The 15,801-nt window shown below is 57.2% G+C and carries 13 protein-coding genes; 10 read left to right on the plus strand and 3 right to left on the minus strand.

Annotated elements, in window-relative coordinates; genetic code table 11:
- Window positions 1–39 precede the first annotated feature (39 nt).
- Window positions 40–885, minus strand: coding sequence for an NADPH-dependent 7-cyano-7-deazaguanine reductase QueF (gene queF / locus K6R05_RS04070; RefSeq protein WP_013358897.1), 846 nt, complete (start codon window positions 883–885; stop codon window positions 40–42).
- A 62-nt stretch (window positions 886–947) separates the two neighbouring features.
- Between queF and syd the strand changes: the two genes are divergently transcribed.
- The 4 genes from syd (at window position 948) to K6R05_RS04090 (ending at window position 3,651) form a co-directional block, all read left to right on the plus strand.
- Window positions 948–1,496 (plus strand): SecY-interacting protein, encoded by a 549-nt coding sequence (gene syd, locus K6R05_RS04075; RefSeq protein ID WP_222925043.1) that lies wholly within the window; start codon window positions 948–950, stop codon window positions 1,494–1,496.
- 587 nt (window positions 1,497–2,083) lie between these two features.
- Window positions 2,084–2,413 (plus strand): YqcC family protein, encoded by a 330-nt coding sequence (locus tag K6R05_RS04080; RefSeq protein WP_033783977.1) that lies wholly within the window; start codon window positions 2,084–2,086, stop codon window positions 2,411–2,413.
- On the plus strand, window positions 2,413–3,192 hold the full coding sequence (gene truC, locus K6R05_RS04085; RefSeq protein WP_161732829.1) for a tRNA pseudouridine(65) synthase TruC: 780 nt from the start codon (window positions 2,413–2,415) through the stop codon (window positions 3,190–3,192). The genes K6R05_RS04080 and truC overlap by 1 nt, the downstream gene beginning before the upstream one ends.
- 12 nt (window positions 3,193–3,204) lie before the next feature.
- Window positions 3,205–3,651 (plus strand): flavodoxin, encoded by a 447-nt coding sequence (locus K6R05_RS04090; RefSeq protein ID WP_161732827.1) that lies wholly within the window; start codon window positions 3,205–3,207, stop codon window positions 3,649–3,651.
- A 66-nt stretch (window positions 3,652–3,717) separates the two neighbouring features.
- Here the strand turns inward: K6R05_RS04090 and garD are convergent, their stop codons facing one another.
- Window positions 3,718–5,277, minus strand: coding sequence for a galactarate dehydratase (garD, locus tag K6R05_RS04095; RefSeq protein ID WP_222925044.1), 1,560 nt, complete (start codon window positions 5,275–5,277; stop codon window positions 3,718–3,720).
- A gap of 565 nt (window positions 5,278–5,842) precedes the next feature.
- On the opposite strand from garD, the gene K6R05_RS04100 reads away from it, so the two are divergent.
- The 6 genes from K6R05_RS04100 (at window position 5,843) to K6R05_RS04125 (ending at window position 12,822) form a co-directional block, all read left to right on the plus strand.
- Window positions 5,843–7,204 carry an MFS transporter gene (locus K6R05_RS04100; protein WP_161732823.1) on the plus strand — a complete coding sequence of 454 codons (1,362 nt, stop codon included), beginning with the start codon at window positions 5,843–5,845 and terminating at the stop codon, window positions 7,202–7,204.
- The gene (locus K6R05_RS04105; protein ID WP_161732821.1) at window positions 7,201–8,547 is read left to right on the plus strand and encodes an enolase C-terminal domain-like protein; all 1,347 of its coding nucleotides are present in this window, start codon (window positions 7,201–7,203) and stop codon (window positions 8,545–8,547) included. The genes K6R05_RS04100 and K6R05_RS04105 overlap by 4 nt, the downstream gene beginning before the upstream one ends.
- A gap of 10 nt (window positions 8,548–8,557) precedes the next feature.
- A complete protein-coding gene (gudD, locus tag K6R05_RS04110; protein ID WP_161732819.1) occupies window positions 8,558–9,889 on the plus strand; it encodes a glucarate dehydratase in 1,332 nt (443 codons plus the stop codon).
- Between the two features lie 45 nt (window positions 9,890–9,934).
- Window positions 9,935–10,705, plus strand: coding sequence for a 2-dehydro-3-deoxyglucarate aldolase (gene garL / locus K6R05_RS04115; protein WP_161732817.1), 771 nt, complete (start codon window positions 9,935–9,937; stop codon window positions 10,703–10,705).
- A gap of 19 nt (window positions 10,706–10,724) precedes the next feature.
- Window positions 10,725–11,609 (plus strand): 2-hydroxy-3-oxopropionate reductase, encoded by an 885-nt coding sequence (gene garR / locus K6R05_RS04120; RefSeq protein ID WP_161732815.1) that lies wholly within the window; start codon window positions 10,725–10,727, stop codon window positions 11,607–11,609.
- A 73-nt stretch (window positions 11,610–11,682) separates the two neighbouring features.
- Entirely contained in the window at window positions 11,683–12,822 is a 1,140-nt protein-coding gene (locus K6R05_RS04125) for a glycerate kinase (RefSeq protein ID WP_161732813.1), read from the plus strand.
- Between the two features lie 172 nt (window positions 12,823–12,994).
- Here K6R05_RS04125 and barA read toward each other — a convergent pair whose 3' ends face one another.
- The gene (gene barA / locus K6R05_RS04130) at window positions 12,995–15,730 is read right to left on the minus strand and encodes a two-component sensor histidine kinase BarA (RefSeq protein ID WP_161732811.1); all 2,736 of its coding nucleotides are present in this window, start codon (window positions 15,728–15,730) and stop codon (window positions 12,995–12,997) included.
- Between the last annotated feature and the right edge of the window lie 71 nt (window positions 15,731–15,801).

Raw genomic sequence — 15,801 nt, forward strand, 5'->3', positions numbered from 1 at the left:
CTGCGCTTACGGCACCCAGCCTGAGAGAAGTCTCGCAAACTACTGACGGACCAGCCGCGAAAAACCGGGCGAGAAGGGCACGTTGGTGCGCCACGGGTTAATATCCAGCCCGCCACGACGGGTGTAGCGCGCATAGACCGTCAGCGCTTCCGGATGGCAGAATCGCATCACATCATTAAAGATGCGCTCAACACACTGCTCGTGAAATTCGTTGTGCTGGCGGAATGAGACCAGATAGCGCAGCAGTGCTTCACGCGCGATACGCGGGCCTTTATAGCGGATCATGACCGATCCCCAGTCGGGCTGGTTGGTAATCAGGCAGTTCGACTTGAGCAGATGGCTGACCAGCGTCTCTTCAACGATTTCGCTGCCTGCGGCATCAGCCAGATAGTCAGCATTGAAGCGGTAATCCTCAATGGCAATATCCTGCTCATCAATACAGCAACCCTCAAAATGACCAATCGGCTGGCCTTCTATTTCATTGAGTCGGAACAGCGCGACCCGCGCTTCCCCTTCGGCACAAGCACTCAGATCCCGCTCCAGCGTCTGACGAACCTCACCCCAGTCGGCAAAGCGGGTCTGATTGAAACTGTTCAGGTAGAGCTTGAAGCTTTTCGACTCAATAAGATTACGGCTCTGCGCATCCAGCACCACTTCGCCAACGGCAACCTGTGGCAGACCTTTGCTGTTGAGCCACGAGAGTTCATACAGGGTCCAGATATCGCTGCCGGTAAAGGGCAGACTGTCGGGAAACAGGCCAAGCGGTTCACGGTTCAGGCTGCGCGGCACCGCCTGCAGTAAGCTGTTGTCATACCGATCGTGATAGGCTGTGGGTTTGCCCAGCGTCAGGTTACTGAGCGCCTGATCCTGTTCGTGAGTAGTCATTGCGGTTACCACCAAAATTAATCAAAGTGGCTAAGTGTAACCTATCAGAAGTGAGAATATGAATGATGCAGCAAACTGCCGCCGCGTTGCGTGACTTTACCACCCGATACTGCCAGCACTGGCTTCAGCAGACCGGGCATGCGCCGGCCAGCAGCGATCTCTATGGGGTGCCGTCACCCTGCGCACTGGAGGATCGCGATCAGCGGGTCATCTGGCAGCCGCAACCGTTTAGCCTGCCACCGACGCTGGATGCGGTTGAACGGGCGGTCGACATCCAGCTCCAGCCGCCGATGACCGATTTCTACACCACGCAATTTGCCGGCGATATGCAGGCCCGTTTTGGTGAGAATCAGCTGACGCTGTTACAGGTATGGAGTGAAGAGGATTTCCTGCGGTTACAGGAGAATCTGATTGGGCATCTGGTGATGCAGCGCCGCCTTAAACAGTCGCCGACGCTGTTTATAGCCACTACTGATTCAGAGGAGGAGATCATCTCCCTCTCTAATCTCAGCGGCGAAGTGATTCTGGAGCAACCTGGTCGTAAACAGCGTGTGGTCTTAGCAGAAAATCTTGAGATATTTCTTAAGTTATTACAACCGGTTATCATCTGATTTGCAGTGATTTGCCGCCTGGCTTGTGAGATATCTCTTACAACTGCTGTGAGAGATCGCCATATAACAGTTGAGACATCCGGAAGGCTGCAATGTAAAAATATTGTGAATCATCAACTTAATGGCATTTATCTGATTTTGCGCAGCACATTTCGTAAAGTTTCGCTGTAAGTACCTTGTGCGCGTAACGAGTTCTGTCAAAATGTTTCCCACTGCAGGATGCTCAGGAAACAGATATCGTCAGGATGATGATAAGCCATGAGGCAGGAACGTAACGGAGCTTACGGCACACGGAAGGTTTCAGGATGAAACAGGATCGCTCAGGAGTGAGCAAGGGACACCTCCAGGATGGAGAATGAGAACCCCTCAGAAGAGGTGGTGGGCCAGGATGCTAAGGATACATCAGGACGATGCGCGACAGGAGTTCGCACTGGACAAGTTGTCATGGAAGAGCAGGGAGCAAAAACGTAGCAGGATGGCTGCAAACGAACCGGGAGCACTGTTTATACAGTGCTCCCTTTTTTTGTGCCTGTGCCAACAAGTGATATGCTTGCCGCCCCTTTTTGACTGCTTGCCGGAGGTGGCGCATGACGCCTGAACAATTGATTACACAACGGCTGGAGCAACTGGAAGCGGTGATGCGTGAGCACCATCTCTGGCAGAGTACCCCTCCGGCGGAAGACGCGCTCGAGAGCCGTGAACCCTTTTGCCTGGATACGCTGGAGCCGCTGCAGTGGCTCCAGTGGGTGCTGGTTCCGCGGATGCATGCCCTGATAGCGGCTCAGCATCCTTTACCGCAAAATTTTGCCGTTGCTCCCTACTACGAGGTGGCGCTGGTGCCTGACCAGCCCGGCATTGCACCGCTACTGCTGACCCTGCGTCAGCTTGACGCGTTGATCAAGGATGCAGCCCACTGATGCTGGAGATACTCTATCAGGATGAGTGGCTGGTTGCTGTCAACAAGCCCAGCGGCTGGCTGGTTCATCGCAGCTGGCTGGATCGTCATGAAACGGTGTTCGTAATGCAGACCGTTCGCGATCAGATTGGACAGCATGTGTTTACCGCGCATCGCCTGGACAAACCCACCTCAGGCGTACTGCTGATGGGGCTTTCAAGCGAAGTCGGCCGTCTGCTTTCCCTGCAGTTCGAACAGCACCAGATGCAGAAAACCTATCATGCTGTCGTACGCGGCTGGCTGGAGAGCAGCGGAACGCTCGACTATCCGCTGGTGGAAGAGCTGGATAAAATCGCTGACAGGCACGCCACGGAAGCGCGCACCGCACAGCCCGCAGTCACTGATTATCAGTCACTGGCGACGGTCGAGATGCCGGTCGGCATTGGCCGCTATCCCACATCGCGTTACAGCCTGGTTGAAATGGCTCCTAAAACCGGTCGTAAGCATCAGCTGCGTCGTCATATGTCGCACCTGCGTCATCCGATTATTGGCGATTCGGCACACGGTGATCTGCGCCAGAACCGGGGGGCCGCCGAACACTTTGGCGCTAATCGGCTGATGCTGCACGCCAGCAGCCTGGCACTCACCCATCCGGTGACCGGGGAACCGTTGCTGCTGCGCGCCGGACTGGATGGCGTCTGGCAGAACCTGATGAACCAGTTTGGCTGGCAGGATCGCATTCCTGAGGTGCCGCGGGTTGAGTTTAACGCAGCGCCAGGACAGGATAACGTTTCAGAATAAGGGAGAAAGCAGATGGCAAAGATTGGCATTTTTGTGGGGACGGTATACGGCAATGCGCTGCTGGTAGCAGAAGAAGCAGAGCCCGTTCTGCAGCAGCAGGGTCACAGCGTCACCGTGTTTGATGAGCCGACGCTGGCAGACTGGCAGAACTATGCCAGCGACGTGGCGTTAATTGTCACGTCAACCACCGGACAGGGCGATTTTCCCGACACGATTTCAGGCCTGTTCCATGCAGTTAAAGATAAGCTGGGTCATCAACCTGCGTTGCGCTATGGCGTGATTGCGCTGGGTGACAGCAGTTACGACCATTTTTGTGGCGCGGGTAAAGCTTTCGATGCGCTGCTGCAGGAGCAGGGCGCGCAACGGATTGGTGAGGTGTTACTGGTTGATGCCACTGAAAATCCTGAGCCGGAAGCGGTGACTTCTCCGTGGGTTGAAGCCTGGGGCGCGCAGTTCTGATGACCACGCCAGGCTTATCTCTGCTTTAGGAGCTAAGGATAAGCCTGGCGTGTGTGCACGGCGCGGTCAGGTCACCGGTGCCGGGTTAAACACCGCCAGCTGATTACGGATACCCCAGCGATCGGACCAGGTCTGCTTCCTGCCACTGGCAATGTCCAGAATCAACTCAAACAACCGCCAGCCCACCTGTTCAATACTCTCTTCACCGGTCGCAATCGTCCCGGCATTGATGTCCATCAGATCGTGCCAGCGCTCTGCCAGCGCATTACGCGTCGCCATCTTGATGACCGGAATTGCAGCCAGACCGTAAGGCGTTCCGCGACCGGTAGTGAAAACCTGTAGCGTGATACCGGACGCCAGCTGCTGCGTACCGCAGACAAAATCGCTGGCGGGCGTCGCCGCGTAGATCAATCCACGCCGCGTGGGCCGCTGGCCGGGCGACAGCACTTCAACAATGGCGCTGCGCCCCGATTTAGCGATCGACCCCAGCGCTTTTTCCACCACGTTCGCCAGCCCGCCTTTTTTATTGCCCGGCGACGGATTCGCGCTGCGATCGGTCTGGCCCTGGTCGAGGTAGTTGTCATACCAGGCCATCTCCTCCAGTAAGCGCTTACCGACTTCCTGGTTAATCACCCGTGGCGTCAGCAGGTGAATCGCATCACGTACTTCAGTGACTTCCGAAAACATCACCGTCGCACCGCAGCGCACCAGCAGATCGGACGCGAAACCCACTGCCGGATTCGCCGTCACGCCCGAGAACGCATCGCTGCCACCGCACTGCATACCGACAATCAGTTCTGCTGCGGAACAGGTTTCACGCTGGCGCTGATTCAGCCGCTGGAGATGACGCTCCGCCACCTGCAGAATCTCATTTACCATCGCACCAAAACCGACCAGCTTCTCATCCTGCAAACGCACGATGTCATGATCGTCCAGCGAAATCGCCTGCACGTCAGTCGTGCCGGTCAGCAGACGCTCCGGCTGTAACTTCTCACAGCCCAGGCTGACGATCATGACTTCGCCACCGAAATTAGCATTCAGCGCCAGGTTATGAATGGTGCGAATCGGCACTACCGCCGCGGGTGCATTAATCGCCACGCCGCAGCCATAAAGGTGGTTGAGCGCGACCACGCCATCCACATTCGGGTAGCGCGGCAGCAAATCCCGTTCAATGATCTGTACGACATGATCCACCACACCGGCCACGCAGTGGACGCTGGTGGTAATCCCCAGCAGGTTACGCGTGCCGACGCTGCCATCCGCATTGCGATAACCTTCAAAGGTATAGCCTTCCAGCGGCGGCAATTCAGGCGGAACCTGATTGGCTAACGGCAGACTCGCCAGCGGAGGCGCTTCCGGCAGCGCGACCAGCGACTCATCAATCCAGCTGCCCTGGGCAATATCCCGTAATGCATAGCCGATGACTTCACCATAACGCACGATCTCTGCGCCCTGGTTAATTGCGCGCAGCGCCACTTTGTGGCCCTGTGGCACATGCTCCGTGAGTGTCAGGCCATCCGCAAACTGCGTGCCAGCCGGCAGACCCAGGCTGTTAACCACAATCGCCACATTGTCGTGCTCATGGACTTTGATATAGAGCGGTTGTTCATCTGTGTTTGGGTACATCGCTCACCTTCCCGTCTGTCGTGCCGTACTTGTGCGGCACGCTGTAATGTTCTGACCTGTCACACGATTGTTTGCCATCTTCAGTATAGGGAGGCGGCGTGGGGCGCGCATTGTGCAAATGACCACCATTGAGACAAGTCGCCTTATGATTTTGAGGCGATTATCCAGAAGCAAGTGAAGAGCCTCACAAACAGCGGGAGAAAGCGTTACCTGAGGGGGTTTTCGCTCGTTTATTTGCCGCTTTCGTGAGCCATCCCGCAGGGTTTTGTGCATCCGCAATACAATCACTTCTTCACCGGCGTTATTCCAGGGCGATGTGCCAATGTGCTCGCTTCAGGCTGTTCTTATACTGGGTTCCGTTAGCCAAAGTCAGGTTATCTGTCACGACGTATTACTCATCTGAAGAGGTTACCGAGGCGCATTAGCTGCCACCTCGCAGATGGATAAATAAAGGTTTGCCAGAACAACAAGATCGCCGTGTTTAACCCAACTTCTCTCTGATACCCAACGCGATGTGTATGCAGTCAGAGCGAATGTAGCTCACGCTATATTTCAGGAGTGCATCATGAATAGTTTCAGCCAGACCGCGGAGACGGTGCAGAAGCGCACCAATGCCCGCTACTGGATTGTGGTGATGTTATTTATCGTCACCTCATTCAACTACGGTGACCGCGCAACCATTTCGATTGCCGGTTCTGCAATGTCCAAAGATATCGGTCTCGATTCGGTCGGACTTGGCTATATCTTCTCTGCCTTCTCATGGGCGTACGTTATTGGCCAGATTCCGGGCGGCTGGCTGCTCGATCGCTTCGGCTCTAAACGCGTCTATTTCTGGAGCATCTTTACCTGGTCGCTGTTTACGCTGCTGCAGGGATTTGTAGATATCTTCAGCGGCTTCGGCATCATTATGTCGCTGTTTATTCTGCGTTTCCTGGTAGGGCTGGCCGAAGCGCCTTCCTTCCCGGGCAACAGCCGCATTGTGGCCGCCTGGTTCCCGGCGCAGGAGCGCGGCACGGCGGTAGCGATCTTCAACTCGGCGCAATACTTCGCCACTGTCATCTTCGCCCCCATCATGGGCTGGCTGGTCTCTGAAGTGGGCTGGGCGCATGTGTTCTGGTTCATGGGCGGCCTGGGCATCATCCTCAGCTTTATCTGGCTGAAAGTGATCCACGATCCTACCGATCACCCTGGCGTGAACAAGGCTGAACTGGAGTACATGGAGCAGGGCGGCGCGCTGATCAACATGGATGTCAAAAAGGATAGCCGCAAAGTGAGCTGGAGCGAGAAGTGGTTCCAGATTAAGCAACTGCTGACGTCACGCATGATGCTGGGCATCTACCTCGGTCAATACTGTGTTAACGCCTTAACCTACTTCTTTATTACCTGGTTCCCGGTCTATCTGGTGCAGGCGCGCGGCATGTCGATTCTGAAAGCGGGCTTTATTGCTTCGATTCCGGCGGTGTGTGGCTTCCTCGGCGGCGTACTGGGTGGGGTAATTTCTGACTGGCTGATGCGTAAAACCGGCTCGCTGAATATCGCACGTAAAACGCCAATTGTGCTCGGCATGCTGCTCTCCATCTCGATGGTGATGTGTAACTACACCGATACCGAATGGATGGTGGTGTTCTTTATGGCACTGGCGTTCTTTGGTAAAGGCATCGGTGCGCTGGGCTGGGCGGTAATGGCAGATACCGCGCCGAAAGAGATCAGTGGCCTGAGCGGCGGTCTGTTTAACATGTTCGGCAACTTCTCCGGCATCGTAACGCCTATCGCCATCGGCTACATCATTGCCACCAGCGGATCCTTTGAGGGCGCGCTGATCTATGTCGGCATTCATGCCTTTGTCGCAGCCTTCAGCTTCCTGGTCATTGCGGGCGATATCAAACGTGTCGAACTGAAAAACTGGCCCGGTAAGGATGCATTATGAATACGCAAAGTTCGCCGGTGATTACTGAGATGCAGGTTATCCCGGTCGCCGGTTATGACAGCATGCTGCTCAATATTGGCGGTGCGCACAACGCCTGCTTTACCCGCAACATTGTGGTCCTCACCGACAGCGCCGGTCACACCGGCGTGGGTGAAGCGCCTGGCGGTGACACCATCTATCAGACGCTGGTGGAGGCGATTCCGCAGGTGAAAGGCCAGCAGATTGCGCGAATGAACCGTCTGGTGCAGCAGGTACATAAAGGCAATCAGTCGGCTGACTTCACCACTTTTGGCAACGGTGCCTGGACCTTTGAACTACGTGTCAATGCGGTGGCCGCGCTGGAAGCGGCGCTGCTTGATTTGCTGGGGCAGTGTCTGGGCGTCCCGGTGGCTGAACTGCTGGGGCCGGGCAAACAGCGCGATGAAGTCACGGTGCTGGGCTATCTTTTTTATCTTGGCGACCGCCGCAAGACGGATCTCCCTTATCTCAGTGGCGATCAGGCCAGCCACGACTGGTATCACCTGCGTCATCAGGAAGCGCTGACGAGCGATGCCGTGGTGCGGCTGGCTGAGGCGGCTGCGGATAAATATGGCTTTAAAGATTTCAAGCTCAAAGGTGGCGTGCTCCCCGGCGAGCAGGAGATCGCTACGGCGGCAGCGCTCAAGCAGCGCTTTCCCGAGGCGCGCATCACAGTCGACCCCAACGGTGCCTGGCTGCTGGACGAGGCGATAGCGCTGTGTAAAGGGATGCAGGATGTGCTGAGCTACGCCGAAGATCCCTGCGGAGCAGAGCAGGGCTATTCGGGGCGTGAAGTGATGGCCGAGTTCCGGCGCGCCACCGGCCTGCCGGTCGCGACCAATATGATTGCCACCAACTGGCGCGAGATGAACCACGCGGTGATGCTGAATGCGGTCGATATTCCGCTGGCGGATCCGCACTTCTGGACGCTGAGCGGTGCCGTGCGTGTCGCGCAGCTATGCGATGAGTGGGGCCTCACCTGGGGTTGCCACTCCAATAACCACTTCGATATTTCTCTGGCAATGTTCACCCATGTGGGTGCGGCGGCGCCGGGCAATCCCACCGCCATTGATACCCACTGGATCTGGCAGGAGGGCGATCAGCGCCTGACGAAAAACCCGCTGCAAATCCGCAACGGAAAAATTGCCGTACCGGATGCGCCGGGTCTGGGCATTGAGCTCGACTGGGAGCAGGTAAACAAAGCCCATCAGCTTTATCAGTCACTGCCCGCCGGTGCGCGTAACGACGCCACCGCGATGCAGTATCTGGTCCCCGGCTGGACATTTGACCGCAAGCGCCCGGCATTTGGCCGGACAACAGCATAAGGAGCAGGAGATGAGTTCAACACCGAAAGTGACCGCCATGCAGGTTATTCCGGTCGCAGGCTACGACAGCATGCTGCTGAACCTCAGCGGCGCTCACTCGCCATTCTTTACCCGCAACATTGTGATTATCAAAGATAACGCCGGACACACCGGCGTCGGTGAAATCCCGGGCGGCGAGAAAATTCGCCAGACGCTGGAAGATGCCGCCTCGCTGGTGATCGGCAAAACGCTGGGTGAGTACAAAAATACCCTCAGCCTGGTGCGCAGTACTTTTGCCGACCGCGATGCGGGCGGACGCGGCAACCAGACCTTTGATCTGCGCACCACGATTCATGTGGTGACCGGCATCGAAGCGGCGCTGCTTGATCTGCTGGGTCAGCACCTGGGCGTCAACGTCGCCTCGCTGCTGGGCGACGGGCAGCAGCGCGACCGCGTTGAGATGCTCGGTTACCTGTTCTACATCGGCGACCGCACTAAAACCTCGCTCTCTTATCAGAATCAGCAAGACGATCCGTGCGACTGGTATCGCCTGCGCCACGAAGAGGCGTTAACGCCGGATGCGGTAGTGCGCCTGGCAGAAGCGGCTTATGAGAAATATGGCTTTAACGACTTCAAACTCAAAGGCGGCGTGCTGCGCGGCGGTGAAGAGGCTGAAGCGGTCACGGCGCTGGCTAAACGTTTTCCTGAAGCTCGCATTACCCTCGATCCCAACGGGGCCTGGTCGCTCAACGAGGCGATCATGCTCGGCAAACAGCTCAAAGATGTGCTGGCTTACGCAGAAGATCCCTGTGGTGCAGAGCAGGGCTATTCAGGCCGCGAAGTGATGGCGGAGTTCCGCCGTGCGACCGGCATGCCCACCGCCACCAATATGATCGCCACCGACTGGCGGCAGATGGGGCATACCCTGTCGCTGCAGTCGGTGGACATTCCGCTGGCCGATCCGCACTTCTGGACCATGCAGGGCTCGGTGCGGGTGGCGCAGATGTGTCACGACTTCGGCCTGACCTGGGGCTCGCACTCTAACAACCACTTTGATATTTCGCTGGCGATGTTTACTCATGTTGCCGCCGCCGCGCCGGGTGCCATTACCGCCATTGATACCCACTGGATCTGGCAGGAGGGCAATCAGCGCCTGACCAAAGAGCCGTTCCAGATTAAAGGCGGCATGGTGCAGGTGCCGCAGAAGCCAGGTCTTGGCGTAGAGCTGGATATGGATCAGGTGATGCAGGCCAATGCGCTCTATCAGAAGCAGGGACTGGGCGCGCGTGACGATGCTGAAGCGATGCAATTTTTAGTACCGGGATGGACTTTCGACAATAAACGCCCGTGCCTGGTACGTTAACCTTTCTGGCTCCCGCCGCGGAGCCACCGTCACAGGAGTTCAACCATGAGTAATGCAGCCTGGCCTAATGGATTTCGTCGTCGCCTGTTAGCGGGCGACACCCTGATTGGCAGCTGGTGTGCGCTGGCCAGTCCGATCTCAACTGAAATCCTGGGGCTGGCCGGTTTCGACTGGCTGGTACTGGATGGCGAACACGCGCCCAACGACATCACGACCTTCGTGCCGCAGCTGATGGCGCTGAAAGGCAGCCATAGCGCGCCCGTGGTGCGTCCGCCCTGCAACGAGCCGGTGATCATCAAGCGCCTGCTGGATATCGGGTTTAACAACTTCCTGGTGCCGTTTGTCGAGACCGAAGAGGAAGCCCTGCGGGCGGTCGCCTCAACCCGCTATCCGCCAGCCGGGATTCGCGGTGTCTCGGTGTCGCACCGCAGCAACATGTACGGCACGTTGCCGGATTACAACAGCACCATTAATGACAACATCACGGTGCTGGTTCAGATCGAAACTCAGCAGGCAGTCGACAACATTGACGCGATTGCAGCCGTTGACGGCGTCGACGGTATTTTTGTCGGGCCGGGCGATCTCTCCGCTGCACTGGGCTATCTCGGCCAGCCTGCGCATCCTGAAGTGCTGAAAGTGATTAAACACATTTTTGAACGTGCCAAAGCCGCCGGTAAGCCGAGCGGCATTCTGGCACCGGTGGAAGCGGACGCGCGTCGCTATCTGGAGTGGGGTGCCACCTTTGTGGCCGTCGGCAGCGATGTCGGGATGTTCCGCAACGCTTCGCAGACGTTATGCGACAAATTTAAGCGTTAATCAATCAAGGGGAAACGCAATGAAAATTGGATTTATCGGCCTGGGCATTATGGGCAAACCCATGAGTAAGAATCTGGTGAAAGCCGGTTATTCGCTGGTGGTACGCGACAACAACACCGAAAACGAAGCGGAACTGGCTAAACTGGGCGCGACCGTGGCGAAAACGCCAAAAGAGGTGGCTGAGCAGTGCGATGTGGTGATTACCATGGTGCCAAACTCGCCGCAGGTTATCGACGTCTGTCTGGGGAAAAACGGCATCATTGAAGGGGCGAAGCCGGGCCTGGTGGTGATCGACATGAGTTCGATTGCGCCACTGGCGAGCCGGGAAGTGCATGATGCGCTGGCAGAAAAGCAGATAAAAATGCTGGATGCACCGGTCAGCGGCGGCGAGCCAAAAGCGATTGAAGGCACACTCTCTGTGATGGTCGGCGGTGATAAAGCCGTGTTCGATTCCTGTTATGACATCATGAAATCAATGGCGGGATCGGTCGTGCATACCGGCGACATCGGTGCAGGCAACGTGACCAAGCTGGCAAACCAGGTGATTGTGGCGCTGAACATTGCGGCAATGTCCGAGGCGCTGTCGCTGGCGACTAAAGCGGGTGTGAATCCGGATTTGGTTTATCAGGCGATTCGCGGTGGGCTGGCGGGCAGTACGGTGCTGGATGCCAAAGCGCCGATGGTGATGGATCGCAACTTCAAACCCGGCTTTCGTATTGACCTGCATATCAAAGATCTGGCGAACGCGCTGGATACCTCGCACAGCATCGGCGCGCATCTGCCGCTGACGGCGGCGGTGATGGAGATGATGCAGGCACTGCGCAACGATGGACAGGGTAACGCCGACCACAGCGCGCTGGCCTGCTATTATGAGAAGTTAGCGAAGGTTGAAATCGCCCGCTAAAACCCGGTGCCGGTCTCCCCAAACCGGACTGGTCAGGAGCCGTTTTAATTACTCAACTGCGCTCGGATTGCCTATGAAAATCGTAATCGCACCGGATTCATATAAAGAGAGTTTATCCGCCCTGGATGTGGCATCGGCGATTGAAGCGGGTTTCCGTGACATTTTCCCCGATGCGCATTACGTGAAAATACCGGTCGCCGACGGTGGCGAAGGCACGGTAGAAGCGATGGTGGCGGCGACGAAGGGGAAAATCGTCAGGCTGAAGGTGACCGGGCCGCTGGGCACGCAGGTCGACGCCTTTTATGGCTTGTCCGGCGATGAGTCCACTGCTTATATCGAAATGGCAGCAGCCAGCGGACTGGAGCGGGTGCCAGCATCACAGCGTGACCCGCTGATCACGACCTCATTCGGCACCGGCGAGTTGATCCGACATGCGCTGGATAAGGGCGTCGGCCACATCATCATTGGTATCGGCGGCAGCGCCACCAACGACGGCGGTGCCGGGATGATGCAGGCGCTGGGTGCCCGATTGCTCGACACCCAGGGTAAAGAGATTGGCCAAGGTGGCGGCGCGCTCTCTCAGCTCGCTAGCATTGATATTGACGCCCTGGATGCCCGCATCCATCAGTGCCGCATTGAAGTGGCCTGTGACGTCACGAATCCGCTGACCGGCAAAGAGGGCGCATCGGCTATTTTCGGTCCGCAGAAAGGGGCGACCCCGGCGCTGGTGCAGCAGCTCGATCAGGCGCTGGCCCATTACGCTGAGATTATTCACCGCGATCTCGACATCGATGTGCTGCATATTCCCGGCGGCGGCGCGGCGGGCGGCATGGGCGCGGCGCTGCACGCCTTCTGTCAGGCGGAGCTGCGGCGCGGCATTGAGATTGTTACTGAGGCACTGGGCCTGGCTGAAGAAGTCAAAGATGCTGACCTGGTGATTACCGGTGAAGGGCGTATCGACAGCCAGAGTATTAATGGCAAGGTGCCGATTGGGGTTGCCAACGTGGCAAAGCGTTTTAACAAGCCGGTGATTGGCATCGCCGGAAGCCTGACGGCGGATGTCGGCGTGGTGCATCAGCACGGGATTGATGCAGTGTTTAGCGTGCTCTACAGCATCTGTACACTCGAAGAGGCACTTGCGGATGCCGGAAAGAATGTCGAGATGACAGCGCGTAACGTGGCCGCGACGTTAAAACTGGCCGGATTTCACTGACCGTCAGGACTATCAGGCCAGGCAATGCGGGCCTGATAGTCCTGACGGTGATGCTGGTGGTAAGCATAGTTTTACGGCATCAGCCTTTTACCCCGGAGGCAGGTGCGTCAGCGGAAGCTAACGCACCTGCCGGTTAGCGTTTGCGCGAATAACAGGCGTGGCAGCAGGTCCGTCAGACTTCCCCGAATCCTAACAGTCGCCGGGCTTCTCTGGCGACGTTCTCCATCTCATCCTGCAGTTCCAGCAGTTCCGGCTCCAGCGCAGCGATATCGCTGGCCTCCAGTAGCCCGCGTTCCAGCTGATGACAGAGTTGCTTCATGCGCGGCACGCCGCTGTAGCTGGCACTGCCGTGCAGCTTGTGAATAATTTCACGCAGGGCGTTGACCTCATTGGCCGCCATAAACTGCGCCATCTTCGCATGCACTTCCGGTAAAAATTCCAGCAGCATGCGTAGCAGATCGCGCGCCAGATCCGGTTTGTTCGCCGCCTGTCGCAGCGCCAGCTGCCAGTCCAGCGTCGGTAATATCGGCTGCAGTTCCGGCAGGGAGACCACTGGCGGCGGCGTATAGCGTGCCAGCAGTTGTCTCAGCTTGCTCTCATCAATCGGCTTGGCAAGATAGTCATTCATGCCCGCCTTGATCAGCTGCTCACGCTCGCCATCAATCGCATGTGCGGTCACCGCCACAATCGGTGTATTCGCGTGATGCGGCAGACCCCGGATAATTTCGCTGGCACGAATGCCATCAATTTCGGGCATCTGAATATCCATCAGAATCACATCCAGCGACTGCTGACGCGCTGCGCGGATGGCGTGTTCGGCGCTGCTGCACAGCAGGATGTTCTGCACCTGCTCCTCCAGCAGCGCGCCAATCAGCTTGAGGTTGGCGGGATTGTCATCCACCGCCATCACCGTTAGCGGTAGACGCGGTGACAGCGGCAGCTCGCTGATCTGACGGGTATGGAGATCCAGTAACATCGGCAGAAGCCGTGTCAGTGAGATCGGCTTAGCAATGCAGCCGTCAATGCCGCGTACCTTCAGTTCATCAGCCAGCAACATCATCGGGCTGGGAAGGGCCATCAGCACGTTGTCTGCCCGATCCAGCAGCCCATTGATCAGGCGCTCATTAAGTAGTGCAGGCTGGCTGATACCGACCGGCATCGCCATCAGCAGCAGCGGATAGTGAGATTCTTTCAAACCTTCCAGCGTTTCGCTGTAGTCGATCTGCAATGGAGTGGCGCTTAACATCTCCAGCGCGGCGCTGGCAACGTTAGCATCCGCTTCCACATAGGCAATGCGCGCATGGGACAGCGCATCCAGCACGCGAGGCATACCGGGTGCATTGGGATTAAGATCCAGCTGTACGCGAATCACAAAGGTCGACCCCTGATCCGGCTGGCTGCTGAAGGTGATTTCTCCTCCCATCTCCCGCACCAGTTTCTGGGTGATGACCAGACCCAGCCCGGTGCCGCCATGGCGGCGCGTAATGCTGGCGTCAGCCTGACGGAACGCCTGGAACAGCTGTGTCTGCTGCTGCTCAGAGATGCCGATGCCGGTGTCCTCAACCTGAATCTCCAGCTCGACGCGCGACTGGGTAATCACCCGCTGTCCGACGCGCATGCCGATGTAACCCTGCTCGGTAAACTTGATGGCGTTACCAATCAGGTTGATCAGAATCTGTTGCAGACGCAGCGCATCGCCAATCACGTTGTCCGGTACGCTGCTGTCACATACCACCGTCAGCTCCAGCCCCTTTTCATGCGCCGACGGCGCCAGCAGCACCAGGGTTTCATCCAGCGTGGCGCGCAGCGGGAAGGGGATTGCCTCCAGCATCAGCTTGCCTGCTTCCAGCTTCGAAAAATCGAGAACGTCATTGATAATACTGAGCAGGTTATTTGCCGAGCGCTCAATGGTCTGCATATAGTCGCGCTGGGTGGTGCGCAGTTGGGTTTTCAGCATCTGCCGGGTAAAGCCCAGCACGCCATTGAGCGGCGTTCGCAGCTCATGCGACATATTGGCCAGAAACTCAGATTTGATACGCGCGGCTTCCTGCGCGCGTTTCTTCGCCAGATCCAGTTCAACGTTCTGAATTTCCAGCTGCTCCAGCGTCTCTCTTAAATCCCAGGTTGCCTGGTCGATATTGTGCTGCATCTCTTCGTGATAGGCGGTCAGCGACATCGCCATCGCGTTAATGCCGTTTTTCAGAATGTTGAGTTCACCCAGCATGTAGCCCTCAACGCGGCTGTCGAGCTGGCCGCGACGGATGCGGTCAACGGTAGTGACCATATTGCGGATCGGGCCGGTGACATCGCGCATCAGACGATAAGCAAATAGCATGGCAAGACAGAGGCAGAAGAGCAGCATCAGCGTGGCAACAAACACCTCTTTGTACTGCTGCAACCGCACCGACTGCAGATCCAGTTCAATCGCCACATAGCCCAGCGGATTGCCCGCTGGCTTGGCATCTTCATCCGGTAATTCGTCCACATCGTAACGCTCAGAAGTAATCGGCGTACGCAGAATTAATAGGCTGCCGTGGCGCTCCATTGAGACATCGTCAGGCAGGGCGCGGATATCATTCTGTTGCAGCAGGCTGAGGTTTTGCTTGTGGTTCGAGGTGACATAAAGCTGATTGTGATTATCAAACACCGAGATGGCCCGGACGATGCCGGAATGGCGGCGGTGCAGCAGGCTGACCAGTTCACGCATGGCATCACGGTTGTGCCACGTCATGCTGTATTCGCTGGAGATCGCCAGGGGTTCGATGATGTTAGCCCCGGCATCAATCACCTGGCGCTGCAGTTCGTTGTAGCGGTGCACCACAAAAAAGGAGCTGAGCAGCAGGCCAACCATCAGCGTGGGTGCCAGGATTAAAATCATCATTCGCGCCCGCAGGCTGTATTTGGTCATAATAGTCGCCTGGCTACTCCGGCATTAACGTCCCTGTGCATGCTGTCGACAAAACGATGCAGGCCGTTTTC

This window comes from Pantoea alfalfae, assembly GCF_019880205.1.
Classification (GTDB): domain Bacteria; phylum Pseudomonadota; class Gammaproteobacteria; order Enterobacterales; family Enterobacteriaceae; genus Pantoea; species Pantoea alfalfae.